Origin of the sequence: Pseudomonas sp. NPDC087697 (assembly GCF_044743155.1) — a bacterium.
GTDB lineage: Bacteria > Pseudomonadota > Gammaproteobacteria > Pseudomonadales > Pseudomonadaceae > Aquipseudomonas.
This window is the reverse complement of record NZ_JBIUVW010000019.1, coordinates 1-24,986: the sequence shown is the minus strand read 5'-3', so window position 1 is coordinate 24,986 and position 24,986 is coordinate 1. Positions and strand designations below refer to the sequence as shown.

Annotated in this window: 25 protein-coding genes and 1 pseudogene; 18 read left to right on the top strand and 8 right to left on the bottom strand. The window is 60.9% G+C overall.

What is annotated here, in order from left to right; genetic code table 11:
• Positions 1-16: 16 nt before the first annotated feature.
• Both rpmG and rpmB read right to left on the bottom strand, forming a co-directional pair.
• Complete coding sequence (gene rpmG / locus ACIPIN_RS15160) at positions 17-172, bottom strand: 50S ribosomal protein L33 (protein ID WP_007894709.1); 156 nt, start codon at positions 170-172, stop codon at positions 17-19.
• Positions 173-183: 11 nt separating this feature from the next.
• Complete coding sequence (gene rpmB, locus ACIPIN_RS15155; RefSeq protein WP_007894701.1) at positions 184-417, bottom strand: 50S ribosomal protein L28; 234 nt, start codon at positions 415-417, stop codon at positions 184-186.
• A gap of 447 nt (positions 418-864) precedes the next feature.
• On the opposite strand from rpmB, the gene ACIPIN_RS15150 reads away from it, so the two are divergent.
• Positions 865-2,454 carry an ABC transporter substrate-binding protein gene (locus ACIPIN_RS15150; RefSeq protein ID WP_401119897.1) on the top strand — a complete coding sequence of 530 codons (1,590 nt, stop codon included), beginning with the start codon at positions 865-867 and terminating at the stop codon, positions 2,452-2,454.
• A 78-nt stretch (positions 2,455-2,532) separates the two neighbouring features.
• Here the strand turns inward: ACIPIN_RS15150 and radC are convergent, their stop codons facing one another.
• On the bottom strand, positions 2,533-3,207 hold the full coding sequence (radC, locus tag ACIPIN_RS15145) for a DNA repair protein RadC (protein ID WP_401119895.1): 675 nt from the start codon (positions 3,205-3,207) through the stop codon (positions 2,533-2,535).
• A gap of 134 nt (positions 3,208-3,341) precedes the next feature.
• On the opposite strand from radC, the gene coaBC reads away from it, so the two are divergent.
• From coaBC to argB, 4 genes and pseudogenes are all read left to right on the top strand, one after another.
• Positions 3,342-4,550: a bifunctional phosphopantothenoylcysteine decarboxylase/phosphopantothenate--cysteine ligase CoaBC gene (gene coaBC / locus ACIPIN_RS15140; RefSeq protein WP_401119894.1), complete on the top strand. Its 1,209-nt coding sequence runs from the start codon at positions 3,342-3,344 to the stop codon at positions 4,548-4,550.
• A 5-nt stretch (positions 4,551-4,555) separates the two neighbouring features.
• Complete coding sequence (gene dut / locus ACIPIN_RS15135; protein ID WP_401119893.1) at positions 4,556-5,011, top strand: dUTP diphosphatase; 456 nt, start codon at positions 4,556-4,558, stop codon at positions 5,009-5,011.
• 256 nt (positions 5,012-5,267) lie between these two features.
• A pseudogene (locus ACIPIN_RS15130) lies at positions 5,268-6,671 on the top strand (phosphomannomutase/phosphoglucomutase); the annotation flags it as partial.
• A gap of 39 nt (positions 6,672-6,710) precedes the next feature.
• Positions 6,711-7,616: an acetylglutamate kinase gene (argB, locus tag ACIPIN_RS15125; RefSeq protein WP_401119892.1), complete on the top strand. Its 906-nt coding sequence runs from the start codon at positions 6,711-6,713 to the stop codon at positions 7,614-7,616.
• A gap of 163 nt (positions 7,617-7,779) precedes the next feature.
• On the opposite strand, the gene pyrE is transcribed toward argB, so the two are convergent.
• Entirely contained in the window at positions 7,780-8,424 is a 645-nt protein-coding gene (gene pyrE / locus ACIPIN_RS15120) for an orotate phosphoribosyltransferase (protein ID WP_123426173.1), read from the bottom strand.
• 82 nt (positions 8,425-8,506) lie between these two features.
• Here pyrE and ACIPIN_RS15115 point away from each other — a divergent pair, with 82 nt between their 5' ends.
• Complete coding sequence (locus ACIPIN_RS15115; RefSeq protein WP_003176915.1) at positions 8,507-9,286, top strand: exodeoxyribonuclease III; 780 nt, start codon at positions 8,507-8,509, stop codon at positions 9,284-9,286.
• 159 nt (positions 9,287-9,445) lie between these two features.
• On the opposite strand, the gene ACIPIN_RS15110 is transcribed toward ACIPIN_RS15115, so the two are convergent.
• Both ACIPIN_RS15110 and rph read right to left on the bottom strand, forming a co-directional pair.
• Complete coding sequence (locus tag ACIPIN_RS15110) at positions 9,446-9,814, bottom strand: DUF4870 domain-containing protein (protein WP_019694276.1); 369 nt, start codon at positions 9,812-9,814, stop codon at positions 9,446-9,448.
• A 43-nt stretch (positions 9,815-9,857) separates the two neighbouring features.
• Entirely contained in the window at positions 9,858-10,580 is a 723-nt protein-coding gene (gene rph, locus ACIPIN_RS15105; protein WP_123426170.1) for a ribonuclease PH, read from the bottom strand.
• A gap of 270 nt (positions 10,581-10,850) precedes the next feature.
• On the opposite strand from rph, the gene ACIPIN_RS15100 reads away from it, so the two are divergent.
• From ACIPIN_RS15100 to ACIPIN_RS15075, 6 genes are all read left to right on the top strand, one after another.
• Positions 10,851-11,714: a YicC/YloC family endoribonuclease gene (locus ACIPIN_RS15100; RefSeq protein WP_401119891.1), complete on the top strand. Its 864-nt coding sequence runs from the start codon at positions 10,851-10,853 to the stop codon at positions 11,712-11,714.
• A gap of 12 nt (positions 11,715-11,726) precedes the next feature.
• Positions 11,727-12,347, top strand: a complete 621-nt coding sequence (gmk, locus tag ACIPIN_RS15095; protein WP_123426168.1) for a guanylate kinase — start codon at positions 11,727-11,729, stop codon at positions 12,345-12,347.
• 167 nt (positions 12,348-12,514) lie between these two features.
• Complete coding sequence (rpoZ, locus tag ACIPIN_RS15090) at positions 12,515-12,778, top strand: DNA-directed RNA polymerase subunit omega (protein WP_401119889.1); 264 nt, start codon at positions 12,515-12,517, stop codon at positions 12,776-12,778.
• 56 nt (positions 12,779-12,834) lie between these two features.
• A complete protein-coding gene (spoT, locus tag ACIPIN_RS15085) occupies positions 12,835-14,940 on the top strand; it encodes a bifunctional GTP diphosphokinase/guanosine-3',5'-bis pyrophosphate 3'-pyrophosphohydrolase (RefSeq protein WP_401119887.1) in 2,106 nt (701 codons plus the stop codon).
• A gap of 37 nt (positions 14,941-14,977) precedes the next feature.
• Positions 14,978-15,358, top strand: coding sequence for a RidA family protein (locus ACIPIN_RS15080; protein ID WP_003229509.1), 381 nt, complete (start codon positions 14,978-14,980; stop codon positions 15,356-15,358).
• Positions 15,359-15,413: 55 nt separating this feature from the next.
• Complete coding sequence (locus ACIPIN_RS15075) at positions 15,414-16,154, top strand: hypothetical protein (protein WP_401119886.1); 741 nt, start codon at positions 15,414-15,416, stop codon at positions 16,152-16,154.
• 140 nt (positions 16,155-16,294) lie between these two features.
• Here ACIPIN_RS15075 and ACIPIN_RS15070 read toward each other — a convergent pair whose 3' ends face one another.
• The gene (locus ACIPIN_RS15070; protein ID WP_401119884.1) at positions 16,295-17,152 is read right to left on the bottom strand and encodes an SDR family oxidoreductase; all 858 of its coding nucleotides are present in this window, start codon (positions 17,150-17,152) and stop codon (positions 16,295-16,297) included.
• Positions 17,153-17,341: 189 nt separating this feature from the next.
• Here ACIPIN_RS15070 and exbB point away from each other — a divergent pair, with 189 nt between their 5' ends.
• The 6 genes from exbB to ACIPIN_RS15040 all read left to right on the top strand — a co-directional run bounded on the left by exbB (position 17,342) and on the right by ACIPIN_RS15040 (position 24,136).
• Complete coding sequence (gene exbB / locus ACIPIN_RS15065) at positions 17,342-18,319, top strand: tonB-system energizer ExbB (protein ID WP_401119882.1); 978 nt, start codon at positions 17,342-17,344, stop codon at positions 18,317-18,319.
• Between the two features lie 6 nt (positions 18,320-18,325).
• Positions 18,326-18,754, top strand: coding sequence for a TonB system transport protein ExbD (gene exbD, locus ACIPIN_RS15060; protein WP_401119881.1), 429 nt, complete (start codon positions 18,326-18,328; stop codon positions 18,752-18,754).
• Positions 18,751-19,500, top strand: a complete 750-nt coding sequence (locus ACIPIN_RS15055; RefSeq protein WP_401119880.1) for an energy transducer TonB — start codon at positions 18,751-18,753, stop codon at positions 19,498-19,500. The genes exbD and ACIPIN_RS15055 overlap by 4 nt, the downstream gene beginning before the upstream one ends.
• A gap of 148 nt (positions 19,501-19,648) precedes the next feature.
• Positions 19,649-20,572, top strand: coding sequence for a LysR substrate-binding domain-containing protein (locus ACIPIN_RS15050; RefSeq protein WP_401119878.1), 924 nt, complete (start codon positions 19,649-19,651; stop codon positions 20,570-20,572).
• Positions 20,573-20,581: 9 nt separating this feature from the next.
• On the top strand, positions 20,582-22,657 hold the full coding sequence (recG, locus tag ACIPIN_RS15045; RefSeq protein WP_401119876.1) for an ATP-dependent DNA helicase RecG: 2,076 nt from the start codon (positions 20,582-20,584) through the stop codon (positions 22,655-22,657).
• A 78-nt stretch (positions 22,658-22,735) separates the two neighbouring features.
• Entirely contained in the window at positions 22,736-24,136 is a 1,401-nt protein-coding gene (locus ACIPIN_RS15040) for an HDOD domain-containing protein (RefSeq protein WP_401119874.1), read from the top strand.
• Positions 24,137-24,232: 96 nt separating this feature from the next.
• On the opposite strand, the gene ACIPIN_RS15035 is transcribed toward ACIPIN_RS15040, so the two are convergent.
• Positions 24,233-24,610 (bottom strand): SCP2 sterol-binding domain-containing protein, encoded by a 378-nt coding sequence (locus tag ACIPIN_RS15035; RefSeq protein WP_401119873.1) that lies wholly within the window; start codon positions 24,608-24,610, stop codon positions 24,233-24,235.
• Between the last annotated feature and the right edge of the window lie 376 nt (positions 24,611-24,986).

The following is a 24,986-nucleotide window of genomic DNA, read 5'->3' as shown; positions in this document are numbered from 1 at the left end:
AAGAGGGAAAAATCAATTACTTGATTTTGCCTTCTTTGTAGATCACGTGCTTGCGAACAACCGGATCAAATTTCTTGATCTCGATTTTGTCCGGAGTAGTGCGCTTGTTCTTGTCGGTAGTGTAGAAGTGACCAGTACCGGCGCTCGAAATCAAACGAATCAATTCACGCATGATTAGCTCCCTTAGATCTTGCCAGCTTTGCGGATTTCGGCCAGCACGACAGTGATGCCACGCTTGTCGATGATACGCATGCCTTTGGCAGATACGCGCAGACGCACGAAACGTTTCTCTTCTTCAACCCAGAAGCGGTGATGCTGCAGGTTCGGCAGGAAACGACGACGGGTTTTGTTGTTTGCGTGGGAAATGTTATTCCCAGTCACCGGACCCTTACCGGTAACTTGACAGACTCTCGACATGCCTCAGCCCTCTAAAACCACATGCCCAACCCGGCATGGGTTGGCCGCTTAATCTCTCAGTCATTTGGCGCCAGGCGCCGCGTTTCTTTAGGGGTCTTACCGGCTACACCTACAAACGAAGGAACCGGGCCCCTAGAAAAGAGCGCTGCTTTATACCAGAAAGACTAGAGAGCAACAACAATCGGTGTGCATTGAATTAACAAAACCCCTATTTTTCGGGCTCCGAGCGCCTTGAACAAAGGCTGTCGTCGATGGCGACCGCTCGTCGCAGAGAATCGGCCAACAGGCCAATCCAGGGTTTTCCTCGGGCAGCACTCACCGAAAACAATCGCACATAGTCCCCTTAAAATGAAAAAGGGGATAGTCATTTGTAAAAGAGCCCACTAGGGTAAGCCTTTTCCAGACTGCACTTGCAGATGGGCCTTCGATCTGCACAGGAATTCACACATGCGCCTCGCTGCCCTACCGTTGTTGCTCGCCCCACTTTTGCTGAGCCCATTGGCCCAGGCTGCCGCTTTAAGCGTCTGCACCGAGGCCAGCCCGGAAGGGTTCGATGTCGTTCAATACAACTCGCTGACGACCACCAACGCCTCGGCCGACGTGCTGATGAACCGCCTGGTGGACTTCGACACCGCCAGTGGCAAAGTGGTCGCCAGCCTGGCCGACAGCTGGGAAGTCTCGACCGACGGCCTGACTTACGTCTTCAAGCTGCACCCGCAGGTGAAATTTCACCACACCGAGTACTTCAGCCCCACTCGCGACCTGAGTGCAGAAGACGTGAAGTTCAGCTTCGACCGCATGCTCGACCCGGCCAACCCTTGGCACCAGGTTGCCCAAAGCGGCTTCCCGCACGCTCAATCGATGCAGTTGCCCGCACTGATCAAGAAGATCGATGCGCTGGATCCGCTGACAGTGCGCTTCACACTGGACCACCCCGACTCGACCTTCCTTGCCACCCTGACCATGGGTTTTGCCTCGATCTACTCGGTGGAGTATGCCGACCAGTTGCTCAAGGCCGGCACACCCGAGAAGCTCAACAGCCAGCCAATCGGCAGCGGCCCGTTCATCTTCGGGCGCTTCCAGAAAGATGCGTCGATTCGCTACAAGGCCAACCGCGATTATTTTGCCGGCAAACCGGCGGTGGACAGCCTGGTGTTCGCCATCACTCCGGACGCCAACGTGCGCTTGCAAAAACTACGGCGCAACGAGTGCCAGATCGCCCTGTCGCCCAAACCACTGGACGTACAGGCCGCCGCCCAGGAACCGGCCCTCAGGATCGAGAGCACGCCGGCGTTCATGACCGCCTTCGTGGCCATCAACAGTCAGCACCCACCGCTGGATAGACCCGAAGTGCGCCAGGCGATCAACCTCGCCTTCGACAAGGCCAGCTATCTGAAGGCGGTCTTCGAAGACACCGCGCAAGCCGCCAACGGCCCGTACCCACCCACCACCTGGAGCTACGCCAAGGATCTGCCAGGCTATCCAAAAGACCTCGCCAAAGCGCGCGCGCTGCTGGCCAAGGTCGGGCTCAAGGAGGGTTTTAAAACCACCATCTGGACCCGCCCTTCCGGCAGCCTGCTCAATCCAAACCCAAGCCTTGGCGCCCAGCTGTTGCAGGCGGACCTGGCTGAAGTCGGGATTCAGGCGGAAATCCGGGTGATTGAATGGGGCGAGCTGATCCGCCGCGCCAAGGCCGGCGAACACGACCTGCTGTTCATGGGCTGGGCCGGCGACAACGGCGATCCCGATAACTTCCTCACGCCGCAGTTCTCCTGCGCGGCGGTCAAGTCCGGGACCAACTTCGCCCGCTACTGCGACCAGGGCCTGGACAAGGTCATCAGCGCCGGCAAGACCACCACCGAACAAGGTGTGCGCAGCAAGCTCTACGAACAGGCCCAGACGCAGATCCAGCAGCAGGCGCTGTGGCTGCCACTGGCACACCCGACCGCCTACGCGCTGACGCGCAAGGAAGTTCAGGGCTACCAGGTCAGCCCATTCGGCCGCCAGGATTATTCTAAAGTCAGCTTTAAGCCATAAGCTTCAAGCGGCAAGCCAGAGCGGTACGCATACTGTTTTGAGCTTGCCGCTTGAAGCTTGAAACTTGCAGCTGCCCCTCTACATCCACCCGTACTCGGCCATCGATAGCGGATCGCCGTCGCCGACGATGAAATGGTCGAGTACCCGCACATCGACCAGGTCCAGCGCCTCTTGCAGGCGCTTGGTCAGCGCTCGATCCGCCTGACTGGGCTCGGCACTCCCTGACGGATGGTTGTGGCACAGGATCAGTGCCGCGGCGTTGTGCGCCAGTGCACGCTTGACCACCTGACGCGGGTAAACGCTGGCGCTGTCGATCGAGCCGCGAAACAGTATCTCGAATGCCAGCACCCGATGCCGGGAGTCCAGAAACAGGCAGCCGAACACCTCATGAGGCTCATGGCGCAACATCGCCTTCAGGTAATTGCGCACTTCGATCGGGCTCTTGAGCACCGAGTCGCGACGCAAGCGTTCCGCCAGATGCCGCCGCGCCATCTCCAGCACGGCCTGCAACTGGGCAAACTTCGCTGGTCCCAGCCCAAGCTGACTGCCGAACGTCTGCTGGTCTGCCTCCAGCAACGCGCGCAGGCTGCCGAATTGATGCAACAGGTGTCGCGCCAGATCTACCGCGCTTTTGCCGGTCACCCCGGTGCGTAGAAAGATGGCCAGCAATTCGGCGTCCGAAAGACTCGCCGAACCCTGTTCCAGAAGCTTCTCCCGCGGGCGCTCCGCCGCCGGCCAATCGCGAATACTCATAGCACCTCCATGTGTGTGGGCGCCGCTGTTCCGTAGCGGTCGCTGTGATATCGTAGCCCATCTATTTTGCGGGCGATTTCACCCTGGGGAGGGGGTTTCGCCACGTAGTCATCAACGAATTGAAAGGCAGGCCTATGCAGCGGCTGTATCGGAAACGCATCGTTCTCGGCGTCGGCGGTGGCATCGCCGCCTACAAGAGCGCCGAGCTGGTTCGCCGACTCATCGACCAGGGCGCCGAAGTGCGCGTGGTCATGACCCGCGGCGGCAGCGAGTTCATCACCCCGCTGACCATGCAGGCACTCTCCGGGCACCCGGTCCACCTGGACCTGCTGGACCCGGCGGCTGAAGCCGCGATGGGCCACATCGAGCTGGCCAAGTGGGCTGACCTGGTGCTGATCGCCCCGGCCACCGCCGACTTGATCGCACGCCTGGCCCAAGGCATCGCCAACGACCTGCTGACCACCCTGGTGCTGGCCACCGACGCCACCGTTGCGCTGGCCCCGGCGATGAACCAGGCCATGTGGCGCGACCCGGCCACCCAGGCCAACACCCAGTTGCTCGAAAGCCGTGGCTTCCAGGTCTTTGGCCCGGCCTCCGGCAGCCAGGCCTGCGGCGACGTCGGCATGGGCCGCATGCTCGAAGCCGACGATCTGGCACAGTGCGCCGCCGATTGCTTCCAGCGCCAGGCACTGACCGGCAAACACGTGCTGATCACCGCCGGCCCGACCCAGGAAAACATCGACCCGGTGCGCTACATCACCAACCACAGCTCCGGAAAAATGGGCTTTGCCCTGGCCGAAGCCGCGGTTGAAGCCGGCGCTCGAGTGACCTTGATCACCGGCCCTGTACACCTGCCGACCCCGGATCGCGTCACCCGGATCGACGTGGTCAGTGCCCGCGACATGCTCGCCGCCTGCGAAGCCGCGATCCCTTGCGACCTGTTCATCGCTTCTGCTGCGGTTGCGGACTATCGCCCGGAAGTCGTCGCCCCACAAAAACTCAAGAAAGACCCTACGAACGGCGACGGTTTGTTGCTGCAAATGGTCCGTAACCCAGACATTCTGGCGACCATTGCCACACGCCCCGACCGTCCGTTCAGTGTCGGTTTCGCCGCTGAAACCGAACACTTGCTCGACTACGCTGCACGCAAACTGAAAGACAAAAACCTCGACCTGATCGTCGCCAACGACGTGGCCAACCCGAGCATTGGCTTCAACAGCGAGGAAAACGCTTGCAGCGTGATCGACCGTGAGTTGCACGCAACGCTCTTCGCCCAGACCAGCAAGGGCAAAATCGCCCGCCAGCTGATCACTTTTATCGCCGAACGTCTGAACCAGGTTTAATTCGCATGCACGCTTTACAAGCCAAGATCCTCGACCCACGCATTGGCAGCGAATTCCCGCTGCCGCTATACGCCACACCAGGCTCCGCCGGCCTCGACCTGCGGGCGATGCTGGAACAGGACACCGTCATCAAACCGGGTGAAACCCTGCTGATCCCGACCGGTCTGTCGGTGTACATCGGCGACCCGGGCCTTGCCGCACTGATCCTGCCGCGCTCGGGCCTGGGCCATAAGCACGGCATCGTGCTGGGCAACCTGGTCGGGCTGATCGACTCCGATTACCAGGGGCCGCTGATGGTCTCCTGCTGGAACCGTGGACAGACCGACTTCAACATCGTGGTTGGCGAACGCCTTGCCCAACTGGTGCTGGTGCCGGTGGTTCAAGCGCACTTCGAGTTGGTCGAAGAGTTCGACGAAACCCAACGCGGCACCGGTGGTTTCGGTCACTCCGGCAGCCACTGATTGCACCCTTTCAGGCCGGGCGCCCAGCCCGGCCCGAGCACAACGCTTTGCATTTCAGGATGAATATTGCGCAGACCTCTACTTTAAGGTTTACCGGTCGAAATCAAGGCACTAGATGACCCCGCGCAGGCTAAAGCCCCAAGCATGGCACTTGCGCACCACGAACTCTCTGCCAAAAGCGCCGTCATACCCTTCAGTTGAGCCCGCCGATGACCCGTTCGTCGGCCCGTCCAGCAACCTTTGAGTTGGAGCAGCCCCAGTGATGAGCAACGCAGCCCGAGTCGCCCCCACGTTCCCCGACAGCATCTTTCGCGCCTACGATATTCGTGGTGTCGTCCCGGAAACCCTCACCGCTGAAACCGCTTATTGGATCGGTCGCGCCATTGGCTCCGAAACACTGGCCAAGGACGAGCCAAACATTTCTGTTGGTCGTGACGGACGCCTATCTGGCCCGGAGTTGGTCGAGCAGTTGATCCAGGGCCTGCACGACAGCGGCTGCCACGTCAGCGATGTCGGACTGGTGCCAACCCCGGCGCTCTATTACGCGGCCAACGTGCTGGCCGGCAAGTCCGGCGTGATGCTCACCGGCAGCCACAACCCGTCGAACTACAACGGCTTCAAAATCGTTATTGCCGGCGACACCCTGGCCAACGAACAGATTCAGGCCCTGCATGAACGCCTCAAGACCAACAACCTGAGCAGCGGCAAGGGCAGCATCACCAAAGTCGAAATCCTCGACCGCTACACCACCGAAATCGTCCAGGACATCAAACTCGCCCGCCGCCTGAAAGTGGTGGTCGACTGCGGTAACGGCGCCGCCGGCGTTATCGCACCACAGCTGATCGAAGCGCTGAACTGCGAGGTCATCCCGCTGTTCTGCGAAGTCGACGGCAACTTCCCGAACCACCATCCGGATCCGGGCAAGCCTGAGAACCTGGTGGACCTGATCGCCAAGGTCAAGGAAACCAAGGCCGACCTGGGCCTGGCCTTCGACGGCGACGGCGACCGCGTGGGCGTAGTGACCAACACCGGCAGCATTGTCTTTCCAGACCGCCTGCTGATGCTGTTTGCCAAGGACGTACTGGCGCGTAACCCCGACGCGGAAATCATCTTCGACGTCAAATGCACCCGGCGCCTGACCCCGCTGATCAAGGAATACGGTGGCCGTCCGCTCATGTGGAAAACCGGTCATTCGTTGATCAAAAAGAAGATGAAGCAAACCGGCTCCCTGCTCGCAGGCGAAATGAGCGGGCACATCTTCTTCAAGGAACGCTGGTTCGGTTTCGACGACGGTATTTACAGCGCTGCGCGACTGCTGGAGATCCTCAGCAGGGAAAAAACCAGTGCGCAAGAGCTGTTCGAGACCTTCCCGAACGATATTTCTACGCCAGAAATCAATATCCATGTGACCGAAGAGAGCAAATTCAGCATCATTGATGCACTGCACGATGCCCGCTGGGGCATCGGTGCCGAACTGACCACCATCGACGGTGTGCGAGTCGATTACGCCAAAGGCTGGGGCCTGGTGCGCGCGTCCAACACCACACCGGTGCTGGTCCTGCGTTTCGAGGCCGATAACGACGCCGAACTGCAGCGCATCAAGGACGTGTTCCACACCCAACTGAAACGTGTTGCACCTGACCTCCAACTACCGTTTTGATTTTTTGAAGCGCCTTTTTCTGAAGTGCCGGAGCCCTGAATGACCCTCGAACGCGAAGCCGCCGCCAACACCGCCAAGGTCCTGTCCGAAGCGCTGCCTTACATTCGCCGCTATGTCGGCAAGACGCTGGTGATCAAATACGGCGGCAATGCAATGGAAAGCGAGGAGCTGAAAACCGGCTTCGCCCGCGACATCGTGCTGATGAAAGCCGTCGGTATTAACCCGGTGGTGGTTCACGGTGGCGGCCCGCAAATCGGCGATCTGCTCAAGCGTCTGTCGATCGAGAGCCACTTCATCGACGGCATGCGTGTCACCGATGCCCAGACCATGGACGTGGTGGAAATGGTCCTCGGCGGCCAGGTGAACAAGGACATCGTCAACCTGATCAACCGCCATGGCGGCAGCGCCATCGGCCTGACCGGCAAAGACGCCGAGCTGATTCGCGCGAAGAAGCTCACCGTGACCCGTCAGACGCCGGAGATGACCCAACCGGAAATCATCGACATCGGCCAGGTCGGCGAAGTGGTCGGCATCAACACCGACCTGCTGAACCTGCTGGTTAAAGGCGATTTCATCCCGGTGATCGCGCCAATCGGCGTCGGCGCCAACGGCGAGTCGTACAACATCAACGCCGATCTGGTGGCCGGTAAAGTGGCCGAAGCGCTGAAAGCCGAAAAGCTGATGCTGCTGACCAATATCGCCGGCCTGATGGACAAATCCGGCAAGGTCTTGACCGGCCTGAGCACCCAACAGGTCGACGAGCTGATCGCCGACGGCACCATCTACGGCGGCATGCTGCCGAAGATCCGTTGCGCGCTGGAAGCGGTGCAAGGCGGCGTGGGAAGCTCGCTGATCATCGATGGCCGGGTTCCGAACGCGATTCTGCTGGAAATCTTCACCGACACCGGTGTGGGCACTTTGATCAGCAATCGCAAGCGTTCTTAAACAGCACAAACAAAAAGACCCCGCTCAGCCTGGCTGAGCGGGGTCTTTTTTTTTCACCGATCCTGTGGGAGCGGGCTTGCTCGCGAAAGCGGTGTGTCATTCACATTGATGCTATCTGACACGACGCCTTCGCGAGCAAGCCCGCTCCCACAAAGGGATGGCGTTAGACGCCGAACTGGGCGCGGTAGGCTTCTACCGCCGGCAAATGCTGCTTGAGCTGCGGATCATCGGCGAGAAATTCCAGCACCTGATTCAACGAAACAATGCTGACCACCGGGATACCGAAGTCGCGTTCCACTTCCTGGATTGCCGACAGCTCACCGTTGCCGCGCTCCTGACGGTTCAGCGCGATCAGCACGCCGGCCGCCTTGGCGCCGTCCTGGGAAGCGATGATCTGCATCACTTCACGGATCGCGGTACCGGCGGTGATCACGTCGTCGATGATCAGCACTTCGCCAGTCAGCGGCGCGCCGACCAGGCTACCGCCTTCGCCGTGAGCCTTGGCTTCCTTACGGTTGAAGCACCATGGCAGATCGCGGTTGTGGTGCTCGGCCAAAGCCACCGCAGTGGTCGCTGCCAAAGGAATGCCTTTGTACGCAGGGCCAAAGAGCACGTCGAACGCAATTCCGCTCTCGACGATGGCCGCCGCATAAAAACGACCCAGCTGCGCCAGCGCAGAACCTGAGTTGAAAAGGCCGGCATTGAAGAAGTAAGGACTGGTACGCCCGGACTTCAGGGTGAACTCACCGAAGCGCAAAACGCCGCGATCGATGGCAAAACGAATGAAGTCGCGCTGATACGCTTGCATGAAAAAAACCCCAAATACCACGGATTTAGCTAATTAGGTAGACGCCGTGTATCATACACGCACGCGATTTTTGGGGCCATTTATGCGGATCATCAGTGTGAACGTCAATGGTATTCAGGCTGCAGTCGAGCGTGGTTTGCTCAGTTGGCTGCAAGCACAGAATGCCGACGTCATCTGCCTGCAGGACACCCGCGCCTCCGCCTTTGAACTGGACGATCCAGCCTTCCAACTGGATGGCTACTTCCTTTATGCCTGCGATGCCGAAGTTCCCGCCCAAGGTGGCGTGGCTTTGTACTCGCGGTTGCAACCGAAGGCTGTCATCAGCGGTCTCGGCTTCGAGACGGCCGACCGCTACGGGCGCTACCTGCAAGCCGATTTCGACAAGGTCAGCATCGCGACCTTGCTGCTCCCTTCGGGGCAGAATGGCGATGAAGACTTGAACCAGAAGTTCAAGCTAATGGACGACTTCGCCCGTTATCTGGATAAACAGCGGCGCAAACGTCGTGAGTACATTTATTGTGGCTCGCTGTACGTGGCGCAACAGAAGCTGGATATCAAGAACTGGCGCGACAGCCAGCAATCCCCGGGCTTCCTGGCGCCAGAGCGCGCCTGGATGGACGAGATTGTCGGCAACATGGGTTATGTCGATGCCCTGCGTGAAGTCAGCCGCGAAGGCGATCAGTACAGCTGGTGGCCGGACAACGAACAGGCCGAGATGCTCAACCTGGGCTGGCGTTTCGACTACCAACTGCTGACCCCGGGCCTGCGCCGCTTTGTACGCAGCGCTCGCCTGCCGCGTCAGCCGCGGTTCTCGCAACACGCGCCGTTGATCGTGGACTACGACTGGACGCTGACGATCTAAGCGCTTTTCTCAGCCACAAAAAAGCCGACATCACTGTCGGCTTTTTTGTGTGCGCTGCCCCGTAGGAGCTGCCGCAGGCTGCGATCTTTTGATGTTTGCTGATGTATTCGACCACCGTCAAAGATCGCAGCCTGCGGCAGCTCCTACGGGTCGCGGGTGTTACTTGATCAACCGCCAGGTGAACGGATAGCGATACAGCTGCCCTTCATTGGCCTTTACCCCGGCGATGATCGTCAGCACCAGCGCACCGATGGCCACAAGGCCAAACAGGAAGAAGCCGATCACCACCACCATCAGCAGCAGGCAGATCGCCGAAGCAATGGCCACGCTGATCTGAAAGTTCAGCGCCTCCTTGCCCTGGTCATCGATGAACGGGTCCATCTCGCGCTTCAGTTGCCAGAGGATCAGCGGCCCGATCAACGAACCGAACGGCACCCAGATCCCCAGCAAGGCCGAGAGATGACAGAACATTGCCCACTGACGAACCTCTCGGCTCGGCACTGGCAGCGGTAGTTGCTCATCACTCATGACGCTCTCCTTGCTGGACATCGGAACCTGGATGTTGGAGCAATCAGTCAGCCAACGCAGCTTTTTGCAGGTCGAAAATTTCGTTCATGCCTTTTTTCGCCAGCTCCAGCATCGCGTTCAGCTCTTCAGGCTGGAACGGCGCGCCTTCAGCGGTGCCCTGCACTTCAATGAAACCACCGGTGCTGGTCATCACTACGTTCAGGTCGGTCTCGGCAGCCGAGTCTTCCAGGTAGTCCAGATCAAGCACTGGCTCACCCTGATACATGCCCACGGACACTGCAGCAATCATCTGCTTGAGCGGGTCACCACCTTTCAGGCCGCCGCGCTTCTTGATCACTTTCAAGGCGTCAACCAGCGCAACCATGGCGCCGGTGATCGAGGCAGTACGCGTACCGCCATCGGCCTGAATCACGTCGCAGTCGACGTACAGGGTGATGTCGCCCAGCTTGGACATGTCCAGCGCAGCGCGCAGGGAACGGCCGATCAGGCGCTGGATTTCCAGGGTGCGACCGCCTTGCTTGCCACGGCTCGCTTCACGCTGGTTACGCTCGCCAGTGGCGCGCGGCAGCATGCCGTATTCGGCGGTCAACCAGCCTTGGCCCTGCCCCTTGAGGAAGCGCGGCACACCGTTTTCGACGCTGACGGTGCAAATCACCTTGGTATCACCGAACTCGACCAGTACAGATCCCTCGGCGTGTTTGGTGTAGTTGCGGGTGATGCGGATCGAGCGGAGCTGATCGGCAGCGCGACCACTTGGACGTTTCATAGAGGAACACCTGTACGGAGGACGGAAATCTGCCGAGCATTATAGGGCGACCGGGCGCGACTGGGCACTTCTAAAAAACCCGGGCGACGAGCGAGGGCTCTGAACAGCGCTCCGCGACGACTTGCAGCGCTTTGTCACACGCGCCATTTGGGAGCATCCGCCGCACTGCGCTACAATCCTGCGCCTTTACAGCCTGTGGGCTTTAATTCATCTAATCAGGTCCGTTGAGCCCGCAGGGTTCGGCACCGGCCTGAATCGCGAGGTACCTCCATGGTGCACAGCATGACCGCCTTCGCCCGCGCCGAAAAAGCCGGCAGCCAGGGCACCCTGAGCTGGGAGCTGCGCTCGGTCAACAGCCGCTACCTGGAACCGCACCTGCGCCTGCCAGAGTCCTTTCGCGACCTCGAAGGCAACGTGCGCGAAGCGCTGCGCCAGGGCCTGTCGCGCGGTAAGCTTGAATGCACGCTGCGCTTCACCGAAGAAACCACCGGCAAACCACTGCAAGTTGATCGTGAACGCGCCGCGCAACTGGTCGCCGCCGCCGAAACCGTCGCCAGCCTGATCAAAAATCCCTCAGCCCTCAACCCGCTGGAAGTGCTGGCCTGGCCGGGCGTGCTGGTCGCCGACGCGAGCGACCCGCAAGCGCTCAATGCCGAGGCACTGGCACTGTTCAATGAAGGTCTCAAAGAACTCAAGGCTGGCCGCGAGCGCGAAGGCGCGGAGCTGGCCCGACTGATCAACGAACGCCTGACCTCCATTGAAGAAGACGTAGTGACCCTGCGCGAACTGGTTCCGCAGATGCTTGCCACCCAGCGCCAGAAGGTGCTCGACCGCTTTGCCGACATGAAGGCCGAGCTCGACCCGCAGCGCCTGGAACAGGAAATGGTCATGCTCGCGCAAAAGAGCGACGTCGCCGAAGAACTGGACCGCCTGAGCACCCACATCATTGAAGTTCGCCGCGTGCTCAAGTCCGGTGGCGCTGCCGGTCGGCGCCTCGACTTCCTGATGCAGGAACTCAACCGCGAAGCCAATACACTGGGCTCCAAAGCCTTCGACCCGCGCAGCACCCAGGCTGCGGTCAACCTCAAAGTGTTGATCGAGCAGATGCGCGAACAAGTGCAGAACATTGAGTAAGGCTACCCCGACATGACCCACAGCACCGGCACCCTGTACATCATTTCTGCCCCTTCGGGCGCGGGCAAGAGCAGCCTGGTCAAGGCCCTGACCGACGCTGATCAAAAGATCCGCGTCTCGGTCTCCCACACCACCCGTGCCATGCGCCCCGGTGAAGTGAACGGCGTGAACTATCACTTCGTCGAACGCAGCGAGTTCGTGAAGATGATCGAGCACGGGGATTTCCTCGAGCGCGCCGAAGTGTTCGGCAATCTCTACGGCACCTCGCAAAGCCACCTGCAGCAGACCCTGGACGAAGGCCACGACCTGATTCTGGAAATCGACTGGCAGGGTGCCGAGCAAGTGCGTCAACTGATGCCCAAGGCCCGCTCGATCTTCATTCTGCCGCCGTCCCTGCAGGCCTTGCACCAGCGCCTGACCAATCGCGGCCAGGACAGCGACGAGATCATTGAAGGCCGTATGCGTGAAGCCGTCAGCGAGATGAGCCATTACGTCGACTACGACTACCTGATCATCAACGACGATTTCGCCCATGCGCTGCACGATTTGAAGGCGATTTTCCGTGCCAATCAGCTGCACCAGAAGCGTCAGCAGCAGCTTCACGGAAAACTTTTGGCCGAATTGCTCGGCTAAACAGCTCTTCCCAAAACCGCTGCAAGGGCTTTACATTGGTACTTGCAGCGCGTTGAAGGGCTTGGTTAAAAAATCAGCGCTTCCCTAATCGCTGGTGATTTTTTAAACTGTTGAGTCCGCTCGCCCAACCGGGCAGCGCGCATTTTGCATTCGCTCCGAGGAATACCATGGCCCGCGTAACCGTTGAAGAATGTTTAGAACTCGTGTATTACGTCTTTTTGTTGGTCATGCTCTCTACCAAGCGTGCCCGTCAACTGGCCACCGGTGGCAAAGAGCCGCTGGTCCAGTGGGAAAACGACAAGCCTACCGTTGTAGCCCTGCGTGAAATCGCTGAAGGCCTGATGAGCTACGAGTTCATTGCCAATGCTGAAATCGTCGAAGACGAACCGCTGTTCGCAGCGTTCGAGGACGAGTCCAACGAGGCGGTCTAATCCATGCCTGGTCGACGTAGCACGGCGCGGGGTCACAGCCATCGGCAGGAGTCATCATGCCGAGCATAGACGCCCTCGCCGATCGCTTATCGACCTACCTCGGCACTGACCAGGTCAACCTGGTCCGCCGAGCGTACTTCTACGCCGAACAAGCACACGACGGCCAACGCCGTCGCAGCGGTGAGGCGTACGTCACGCACCCGTTAGCGGTCGCGAACATTCTTGCCGACATGCACATGGACCATCAGAGCCTGATGGCCGCGATGCTGCATGACGTGATCGAAGATACCGGTATTGCCAAGGAAGCGCTCTCTGCGCAGTTTGGCGAAACCGTGGCCGAACTGGTCGACGGGGTCAGCAAACTGACCCAGATGAACTTCGAGACCAAAGCCGAAGCCCAAGCCGAAAACTTCCAGAAAATGGCCATGGCCATGGCGCGCGACATTCGCGTGATCCTGGTCAAACTGGCCGACCGCCTGCACAACATGCGCACGCTGGAAGTCCTGTCCGGTGAAAAGCGCCGGCGGATCGCCAAGGAAACCCTGGAAATCTATGCGCCCATCGCCAACCGGCTGGGCATGCACGCCATCCGCATAGAATTCGAAGACCTGGGCTTCAAGGCCATGCACCCGATGCGTTCCGCGCGGATCTACCAGGCGGTCAAACGCGCCCGGGGCAACCGCAAGGAGATCGTCAACAAGATCGAAGAATCCCTCAGCCACTGCCTGGCCATCGACGGCATTCAGGGCGAGGTCAGCGGTCGCCAGAAACACCTCTACGGCATCTACACGAAGATGCGCGGCAAGCGTCGGGCCTTCAACGAGATCATGGACGTCTACGCCTTCCGGATCATCGTCGACAAGGTCGATACCTGCTACCGCGTGCTGGGTGCTGTGCATAATTTGTACAAACCATTGCCGGGGCGCTTCAAGGATTACATCGCAATTCCCAAGGCCAACGGCTATCAGTCACTGCACACCACGCTCTTCGGCATGCACGGCGTACCGATCGAAATCCAGATCCGCACCCGTGAAATGGAAGAGATGGCCAACAACGGCATCGCCGCCCATTGGCTGTACAAATCCAGCGGCGACGAGCAGCCAAAAGGCACTCACGCCCGCGCCCGCCAGTGGGTCAAAGGCGTACTGGAAATGCAGCAACGCGCCGGCAACTCGCTGGAATTCATTGAAAGCGTGAAGATCGACCTGTTCCCGGACGAGGTCTACGTGTTCACGCCGAAAGGCCGGATCATGGAGCTGCCAAAAGGCTCCACAGCGGTCGACTTCGCTTACGCGGTACACACCGACGTCGGCAACAGCTGCATCGCCTGCCGGATCAATCGTCGACTGGCGCCGCTGTCCGAACCGCTGCAAAGCGGCTCGACGGTCGAGATCGTCAGCGCCCCGGGCGCACGGCCGAACCCGGCGTGGCTCAACTTCGTGGTCACCGGCAAGGCCCGCACGCACATTCGTCACGCGCTTAAACTGCAGCGCCGCTCCGAGTCCATCAGCCTGGGCGAACGCCTGCTGAACAAGGTACTCAACGGTTTCGCCAGCTCGCTGGAAAAAGTCCCGGCCGAGCGCATCAAGGTGATGCTCAACGAATACCGCCTCGAACTGATCGAAGACCTGCTCGAAGACATCGGCCTGGGCAATCGCATGGCCTACGTCGTGGCGCGCCGCCTGCTCGGCGAAGGCGAACAGCTACCAAGCCCGGAAGGTCCGCTGGCCATTCGCGGCACCGAAGGCCTGGTGCTCAGCTACGCCAAGTGTTGCACGCCGATTCCTGGAGACCCGATTGTCGGCCACCTGTCCGCGGGCAAAGGCATGGTCGTGCACCTGGACAACTGCCGCAACATCAGCGAAATCCGTCACAATCCGGAAAAATGCATCCAGCTCTCGTGGGCCAAGGATGTCACCGGCGAATTCAATGTCGAACTGCGCGTCGAGCTGGAACATCAGCGCGGCCTGATTGCCCTGCTGGCCAGCAGCGTCAACGCCGCCGACGGCAACATCGAAAAAATCAGCATGGACGAACGCGACGGTCGTATCAGCGTGGTCCAACTGGTGGTCAGCGTGCACGACCGTGTACACCTGGCCCGCGTGATCAAGAAACTGCGTGCCTTGACCGGGGTGATTCGCATCACCCGCATGCGCGCATAGCTCGTCCATATAGCCCCCCCATAACAAGGAGTCATTCATGACCAAGACTGTTATAACCAGCGACAAGGCCCCGGCCGCCATCGGTACTTACTCCCAGGCGATCAAGGCTGGCAACACCGTTTACATGTCCGGTCAGATCCCGCTTGATCCAAAAACCATGGAACTGGTCGAAGGCTTCGAAGCCCAGACCGTCCAGGTGTTCGAGAACCTGAAAGCCGTGGCCGAAGCCGCTGGCGGTTCGTTCAAGGACATCGTCAAACTGAACATCTTCCTCACCGACCTGAGCCACTTCGCCAAGGTCAACGAGATCATGGGCAAGTACTTCGACCAGCCGTACCCGGCTCGCGCCGCCATCGGCGTGGCTGCCCTGCCAAAGGGTTCGCAGGTTGAAATGGATGCCATTCTGGTCATCGAGTAATACGCACGGCGCAGCCCCTCGGGTTGCGCCGACTTCGTTCTGTAAGGATCTCCTCATGCGCAAAGCGCTAGCTCTCTCGTTGCTCGCGGTGTTTCTCGGTGGCTGTGCCAGCAACCCTGCCGACCGCGACATCAGTGGCATCTGGATCAACCAGTCAGCAATCGATGCTGCGTCCAAGGGCGGCCCGTTGCGTGAAGCACTGCAAGCCTATGGCCCGAACCTGGAGTGGGACGTCAACACCAAGGCCGGCCAGGCGCGCTACAGCAATGGCTTCGAGAAAATCGAAGGCAAGGTACTGGGCGAGCAGTCCGGCGCCTGGAACGTCGAAATTTATGGCAGCCCTGCCACCGTATTGAAGCGCGACGGCAAACAACTGCAGCAAGTGGCCAACGACAACGAGCCAGAGCAACTGTTTGACCGCGCCAAAGACGCCGCTCCTGAAGGCGCGCCACTGGGTGCCAGCTTCGAGCGGGCGCTGTACTCCGCGTACCTGGGTGGCAGCTGGAAGATCGTCAACGGCCCAGGCGAAGGCAGCACCGTTCAGTTCCAGGCCGATGGTGCCGTTCAGGGCCTGCCCGGCGCTGACCGTTACGCGCTGTGCCTGGCCGGCGACTGCGCCTCGATGAGCGGCGGCCACGACACTGTCTGGCTGCAACTGAGCGGACAGGGCAACCCGTGGATCTTCACCCGCAACGGCAAACAGATGGAGATCTTCCAGGCGGTCAACGGATCCCAGGCGGACGAAGTGCCTTCGTTCTCCCCTGGCAATCACCAATGGACACTGGAAAAACAGTGATTCCGCTCTAATTGCAACGAAGATCCAATGTGGGAGCGGGCTTGCTCGCGAAGGCGGTGTATCAGTCAACATGGATGTTGGATGTGATGGCCTCTTCGCGAGCAAGCCCGCTCCCACATTTTTATCGCGGTGTTTGGCTGTCAGCAGCGGTCTTCAAGAATCGCCACATACCCTTCGCGGTAGCTCGGATAGCGCGGTGTCCAGCCCAGCGCTTTAGCGCGGGCGTTGCTGCAACGCTTGCTGCCAGTACGGCGCACGCTGGCGTCCTCGGACCATTCGGTCACTCCAAGGTACTCACGCAACCAGCCCACCACGTCCGCCAGTGGCGCGGGTGCATCGTCGACGCCGATATAGCAGTCATCCAGTACGGCACCCTGCCAATCCGCCTTGAGCAAAAACGCCAGCAAGCCTGCCGCATCGTCGGCATGAATACGATTGGCATACAGCGGCGGGTCGATGGCCACGCGATAACCTCCGCGCACCTGCGTCAGCAGCCGCTCGCGGCCCGGGCCGTAAATCCCGGTCAAGCGCACCAGACTGGCAGCGATGCCGCTGTTTAAAGCAACCTGCTCAGCTTCCAGCATCACTCGCCCGGAATAGCCGTCCGCTTGAGTCGGCGAAGTTTCATCGATCCATTCACCATTCTGCTGCCCGTAAACGCTACTGCTGGAAACGAACAGCAAGCGCTTGGGCGCCTGACCGTAGTCGTTCAGCCACTCCAGCACATGCTGCAAGCCCTGGACATAAGCGGCGCGGTAGCCGGCTTCATCGTGATCGGTGGCGGTCGCGCAATACACCAGGTAATCCACCGCACCGACGGGCCAGGTTGCCGGGCAGTCTTCATTGAACAAGTCGCCGGCAACGCCAATAACGCCCTCGGGCAGACGTGAAATGTCACGCCGCAAGCCATGAACCTCCCACCCCGAGGCCAGCAATTGAGTGGCCAGACGGCCGCCGACATCACCACAACCGGCGATCAAAACAGAAGGCGTGGACATCAAAATTCTCCCATCAGAAAGGTACAGGCTAGCCTCGGCATAGGACGTGCGGCTAGCAATCGAAGAAAAAAAGAGACTCTATTACTTTTGTTAACAAGAATTACTTGCAATAATGCCTGCCACTTTTGTTCTCGGCCTACGAGGCCTGGAAGGACATTAAACCCTCTTTTTCTCTCAGGTCCGGCCAGCATGACACGTAATCCTCTCTCCGCTTCGCCAACCACGCTTGCTCGTCCAACTCGCGCCCTGAGCGCCGTCGCCGCGCTGTTGTTCAGCCTGCTACTGCCCCCGACCGCGCTCGCCGATGAGCCGACTACTGCCACCGCACCGGCTGCAACAGCCTCCGCGCCAGCCGTTCATGCAAACGCCGACCACGCTGCCCCGGTCGTGACGCCCGTCGCCACCGAAGACGCTGCCGCTGACGCACCTGAAGTCCTCGAAGCCGACAACACCCTGGGCATGGCCCATGACCTGTCGCCGTGGGGCATGTACCAGAACGCCGACATCATCGTGAAAATCGTGATGATCGGCCTGGCCATCGCGTCGATCATCACCTGGACCCTCTGGATCGCCAAGGGTCTTGAGTTGCTGGGCGCCAAACGTCGTCTGCGCGGCGAAATCGCCAACCTGAAAAAAGCCACCACCCTTAAAGAAGCCAGCGTCAGCGCGGCCAAGGAAGGCACCCTCGCCAACCTGCTGGTCCACGATGCCCTGGAAGAAATGCGCCTGTCGGCCAACAGCCGTGAAAAAGAAGGCATCAAGGAACGCGTCAGTTTCCGTCTTGAGCGTTTGGTGGCAGCCTGTGGTCGCAACATGAGCAGCGGCACCGGCGTGCTCGCCACCATCGGTTCCACTGCACCGTTCGTCGGCCTGTTCGGCACCGTGTGGGGCATCATGAACAGCTTCATCGGCATCGCCAAAACCCAGACCACCAACCTCGCCGTCGTCGCTCCCGGCATCGCCGAAGCCCTGCTGGCCACCGCGCTGGGCCTGGTGGCCGCGATTCCTGCGGTCGTGATCTACAACGTCTTCGCTCGCTCCATCGCCGGTTACAAGGCTCAAGTCTCCGACGCGTCGGCAGAAGTGCTGCTGCTGGTCAGCCGCGACCTCGATCACCTGCCGCCCGAGCGCACCGCCTCGCAACCGCACATGGTCAAAGTAGGGTAATCCGCCATGGGCTTGCATTTAAAGGAAGGCGTGGACGACGATCTCGCCGAGAACCACGAAATCAACGTCACGCCGTTCATCGACGTGATGCTGGTACTGCTGATCATCTTCATGGTGGCCGCCCCGCTGGCCACCGTGGACATCAAGGTTGACCTCCCTGCCTCGACCGCCAAACCGGCGCCGCGGCCAGAGAAGCCGGTGTTCCTCAGCGTCAAGGCCGACCAACGCCTGTACCTGGGCGAAGACGAAGTCAACGCCGAAACCCTCGGCGCGACCCTCGATGCGCGAACCCACGGCAAGAAGGACACGACCATCTTCTTCCAGGCCGATAAAGGCGTGGACTACGGCGACCTGATGCACGTGATGGATGCCCTGCGGGCCGCCGGCTACCTGAAAGTCGGCCTGGTCGGACTTGAGACGGCAGCCAAGAAATGATCACGACGCGCCAAAAGCTGACGCGTTACGGCGCTAGCCTGGCCGTGGTGCTGGGCGTCCATGCGGTCGCGATTCTGCTCGCGCTCAACTGGAAGTCCTCACCGCCTGTCAAGCTGCCGCCAATGGCGATGATGGTTGAGTTAGCGCCGGTTCCGGCCCCACCGCCTCCCGCACCGCCCAAGGTCGTAACGCCGCCGCCACCGGCTCCGGTGGAAGAGCTGCCATTGCCGAAACTCGCCGAAGCGCCAAAACCGACGATCTCGGTGCCCAAGCCGGTCAAACCCAAGCCCAAGCCTCAACCGCCCAAGCCTGTGGAGAAGAAGCCCGAGCCGCCGAAAGAAAAACCGGCCGAGGAAAAACCCAGCGACGCGCCGCCGACCAACGCTCCGACAGAGAAATCTGCACAACCTGCCCCAGGCCCGACGCCGGCGCAAATCGCCGCCAAGGCCAACTGGCTAGGCGAGCTGAAAGCCCACCTGGCGAAACACATGCGCTATCCGGAAGAGGCTGAACGCCGTAACAAGGCGGGCATCAATACCCTGCGCTTCGCTATCAACGCACAAGGCATGGTGTTGTCCTATGAAATGGTGAGCCGTTCCGGCAATACGTTGCTTGACCAGGCTACCCTGGATTTGATCCGTGAGGCCCAGCCCCTGCCAAAACCACCGGCAGACATACTCTCCAATGGCAGCATCGAAATCACTGCCCCTTTCAACTACGTGATCGACCGGAAACGGCGTCGCTGATCCTCCCGGAAGGCACCAAAAGGTGCCTTTTGCATATCTGCCAGCGCCAAACAGGCATTGCCCAGTGTCGCTCTCCTCCCTCTGTCTGATAACGTGCGTCTATCGATTGCAGCCGGTATGCTTGGCCGCATCATCATGGACGCCCGCTATGACCCTCACAGAATTACGCTACATCGTTACCCTCGCCCAAGAGCAGCACTTCGGCCACGCGGCCGAGCGTTGCCACGTCAGCCAGCCGACCCTGTCGGTGGGCGTGAAAAAGCTTGAAGACGAACTCGGTGTGCTGATTTTCGAGCGCAGCAAAAGCGCGGTGCGCCTGACCCCGGTCGGCGAAGGCATCGTCGCCCAGGCCCAGAAAGTCCTCGAACAGGCCCAAGGCATTCGCGAACTGGCCCAGGCCGGCAAAAACCAGCTGACCGCCCCGCTGAAAGTCGGCGCGATCTACACCGTCGGCCCATACCTGTTCCCCCACCTGATTCCACAACTGCACCGGGTCGCCCCGCAGATGCCGTTGTACATCGAAGAAAACTTCACCCACGTGCTGCGCGACAAACTGCGCAACGGCGAGCTGGACGCGATCATCATCGCCCTGCCGTTCAACGAAGCCGACGTGCTGACCCTGCAACTCTACGACGAGCCGTTCTACGTCCTGATGCCGGCCCAGCACCCGTGGACCGAGAAAGAATCCATCGACGCCAGCCTGCTTAACGACAAGAGCCTGCTGCTGCTCGGCGAAGGCCACTGCTTCCGCGATCAGGTGCTCGAAGCCTGCCCGACCCTCGCCAAGGGCAACGACGGCGCCAAGCACACCACGGTCGAATCCAGCTCCCTGGAAACCATTCGGCACATGGTCGCCTCCGGCCTCGGCATCTCGATCCTGCCGCTCTCGGCCGTCGACAGCCACCACTACGCGCCCGGCGTGATCGAAGTGCGCCCACTGTCGCCGCCGGTGCCGTTCCGCACCGTGGCCATCGCCTGGCGCGCCAGCTTCCCACGGCCGAAAGCGATTGAAATCCTCGCTGACTCGATCCGCCTGTGCTCGGTGGCCAAGTCGCCAGCGGTTGCGGGTTAAGCGTTCGCAATGACTGAGCTGTCGCAGGTGTCGGTCACGGCACTCAAGGGTGTCGGCGAAGCCATGGCCGAAAAACTCGCCAAGGTCGGCCTGGAAAACCTCCAGGACGTGCTGTTCCACCTGCCGCTGCGTTACCAGGATCGCACCCGCGTGGTGCCGATCGGCCACTTGCGACCGGGTCAGGACGCGGTAATCGAAGGCACCGTCAGCGGCGCCGATGTGGTCATGGGCAGGCGCCGCAGTCTGGTCGTACGCCTGCAGGACGGTACCGGCGGGCTCAGCCTGCGCTTCTACCATTTCAGCAACGCGCAAAAGGAAGGCCTGAAACGCGGCACCCGCGTGCGCTGCTACGGCGAGGCCCGGCCCGGTGCTTCGGGACTGGAAATCTACCACCCGGAATACCGCGCCATCACCGGCGACGAACCGCCGCCGGTGGATGAAACCCTGACGCCGGTCTACCCGCTCACCGAAGGCCTGACCCAACAACGTCTGCGCCAACTGTGCATGCAAACCCTGACGCTGCTCGGCCCCAGCAGCCTGCCTGACTGGCTGCCACAAGAGTTGGCGCGGGACTACCAACTCGCGCCATTGGCCGACGCAATCCGCTACTTGCATCACCCGCCCGCCGATGCCGATGTCGACGAACTCGCCCTCGGCCATCACTGGGCGCAGCACCGTCTGGCCTTTGAAGAACTGCTGACCCATCAGCTGTCGCAGCAACGCCTGCGCGAAAGCATGCGCGCGCTGCGGGCGCCGGCCATGCCCAAAGCCACCAAGCTGCCGGCCCAGTATCTGGCCAACCTCGGCTTCCCGCCGACTGGCGCGCAGCAACGGGTGGGCAATGAAATCGCCTACGACATGAGCCAGCACGAGCCGATGCTGCGGCTGATTCAGGGCGACGTGGGCGCCGGTAAAACCGTGGTCGCTGCCCTCGCAGCATTGCAGGCGCTGGAGGCCGGCTATCAAGTCGCGCTAATGGCACCGACCGAAATCCTCGCCGAGCAGCACTTCATCACCTTCAAGCGCTGGCTCGAACCGCTGGGCCTGGAGGTCGCCTGGTTGGCCGGCAAGCTCAAGGGCAAAAACCGTGTCGCCGCACTGGAACAAATCGCCAGCGGCACGCCGATGGTGGTCGGCACTCACGCCTTGTTTCAGGACGAAGTGCAGTTCAAGAACCTCGCACTGGTGATCATCGACGAACAACACCGCTTCGGTGTACAGCAACGGCTGGCGCTGCGGCAGAAAGGCGTTGGCGGACGGATGTGTCCGCACCAACTGATCATGACCGCCACGCCGATTCCACGAACCCTGGCCATGAGCGCCTACGCCGACCTCGATACCTCGATCCTCGACGAACTACCGCCCGGCCGAACTCCGGTGAACACCGTGCTGGTTACCGACACGCGCCGGGTTGAAGTGATCGAACGGGTTCGCGCCGCGTGCGCCGAAGGGCGTCAGGCGTATTGGGTGTGCACGCTGATCGAAGAGTCGGAAGAGCTCACCTGCCAGGCCGCCGAAACCACCTATGAAGACCTCACCGCCGCCCTCGGCGAACTGAAGGTTGGCCTGATCCACGGCCGCATGAAGCCCGCCGAGAAAGCCGACGTCATGGCGCAGTTCAAGGCCGGCGCGCTGCAACTGCTGGTGGCGACCACAGTGATCGAAGTCGGCGTCGACGTGCCCAACGCCAGCCTGATGATCATCGAAAACCCGGAACGCCTGGGCCTGGCGCAACTGCACCAGTTACGCGGTCGAGTGGGCCGGGGCAGCGCCGCCAGTCACTGCGTGCTGCTCTACCATCCGCCGCTGTCGCAGATCGGTCGGCAGCGCCTGGGCATCATGCGCGAGACCAACGACGGCTTCGTGATCGCCGAAAAAGACCTCGAACTGCGCGGCCCCGGCGAGATGCTCGGCACCCGGCAAACCGGCCTGCTGCAATTCAAGGTCGCCGACCTGATGCGCGACGCCGACCTGCTGCCAGCGGTGCGCGACGCGGCCCAGGCATTGCTGGAGCGGTGGCCGCATCACGTCAGCCCGTTGCTCGACCGCTGGCTACGTCATGGGCAGCAATACGGCCAAGTGTGAGCACCGTCTCAGTTTCTGGGCGATGGTTTTAAACAAGCTGGTTATACTCCTGCAATTGTTTGAAAACGGATACAGGCCATGACCGAAGTTGCCCTCGCACCCGAAGCCCCGCACGCCCCGTCTGTTATCCGGCTGCTGCTCGGCAAGCTGGGCATCAGCTACGCCGAAGTGCTCGATCGCCCGGGCCTCAACCCCGCACGCAAGGTGCAAGCGGTGTTGCTCGACGACGCCGTCGGCGCGCTCATGGTGCTGTTCCCGCAGAGCCAGTTGCTGGACCTCAACCGCCTCGCCGAACTCACCGGCCGCCGGCTCACCGCCGTGCCGACCGAACGCCTGGAGCGCATGCTCGGCAAACACAACCTGAGCTTTCTGCCCGGCCTGCCGGCGCTCACCAGCTCGCCATGCCTGTACGAAGAAAGCCTTCTGCGCGAACCGCAGTTGCTGATCAACTCCGGTGAGCCCGGCGTGCTGCTGGAAATTTCCAGCGAAGACTTCAAAAGCATGCTGACCAAGGCCAGCGCCGCGAACTTCGGCGAAGCCCTGAGCCTCATCCGCCCGAACCTCGATCGCCCCGACGATGACCGCGAGGAAATCACCCAAGCGGTGCAGGCCTTCACGGCGCGACGCATCCAGCAGCGCCTGGAAGCGACCATCGAGATTCCGCCACTGGCCGAAACCGCGCAAAAAATCATCAAACTGCGGGTCGACCCCAACGCCACCATCGACGACATCACCGGCGTCGTTGAAACCGACCCGGCCCTGGCCGCGCAAGTCGTCAGCTGGGCGGCGTCGCCGTACTACGCCTCGCCGGGCAAGATTCGTTCAGTGGAAGACGCGATCGTCCGCGTGCTGGGCTTTGATCTGGTGATCAACCTGGCGCTGGGCCTGGCCCTGGGCAAAACCCTGAGCCTGCCCAAGGACCACCCGCAACACACCACGCCGTACTGGCAGCAATCGATCTACACCGCCGCCGTCATCGAAGGCCTGACCCGCGCCATGCCGCGCACCCAGCGCCCGGAAGCCGGCCTGACCTACCTCGCCGGCCTGCTGCACAACTTTGGCTACTTGCTGCTGGCCCACGTCTTCCCGCCGCACTTCTCGCTGATCTGCCGGCACCTGGAGGTCAACCCGCACCTGTGCCACAGCTTTGTCGAGCAACACCTGCTGGGCATCAGCCGTGAACAGATCGGCGCGTGGCTGATGCGCTACTGGGACATGCCCGACGAACTGGCCACCGCCCTGCGCTTCCAGCACGACCCGAGCTACGACGGCGCCTACGCCGAGTACCCGAACCTCGTCTGCCTGGCCGTACGCCTGCTTCGCAGCCGCGGCATCGGCTCCGGCCCCGACGAAGAAATCCCCGACGCCCTGCTGGAGCGCCTCGGCCTGAGCCGCGCCAAAGCCGAAGACGTCGTCAGCAAAGTCCTCGAAGCCGAAGTCCTGCTACGCGAACTCGCCTCGCAGTTCACCCAGCCCTAAAAAGCATCGCGGGCAAGCCTTGCTCCTACAGGATTGTGTGATCCGTAGGAGCAAGGCTTGCCCGCGATGAACCCACCTCGGTCTACCTGACCAACCTCAAGCCTTAGCCTTCCTCGGCCTCAAATACTTGGTCAGCCCCTGGAACCACATCACCAGCGCCGGGTTGCCCTTGATCTGAATCGACTTGTCCTGAATCCCGGTCATGAACGCCAACTGCTTGTTCTTCGCCTGCATCGTGGCAAAGCCGTAAGCGGCATCTTTAAAGGCAATCGCAAACGCCGGCTCCGCATACACCCCCGCCTTGCTGCTAATGCGCTGATCCTTCACCACGAAGTGCCGCGCCACCTTGCCGTCCAGCGTCTGCAACTGGAACACCAGTTCTTTATCACCCAACTGCTGCTGAAACGCCGGATTGGTCCGACTGGCCTTGCGCATCAGCAAGCCCATCATCCAGAGAAGAAAACGAAATTTCATGCTCAAGCCCCAAAAGAAAAATGAACGCTGGCGCAGTGTAGCGGCTTAAACCCAGAACGCCACCGTTGCACAGCGTTAGCAGAAGATGAAGCGCTTTTTAAGCACGATGACCACCAAGTCACGCCCTCTCCCCCGGCTGATTGATCATTCCCACACCCCACACGGAACGATCTCCCCCCCTCCCGTGATCGTTCCCACTCCGCGTGATAACAATCTTCAACCCCTAACCTGATCGTCCCCGCTCCGCGTGATAACAATCTTCAATCCCTAACCCGATCATCCCCGTAGATACCGTCTTGAGCCTCACCGGGCAAGCGCAAGTTTCGGGTCAAAGGGTTGACCCGACTTGAGCACGCCGTAAACGAAGTGCAACAGC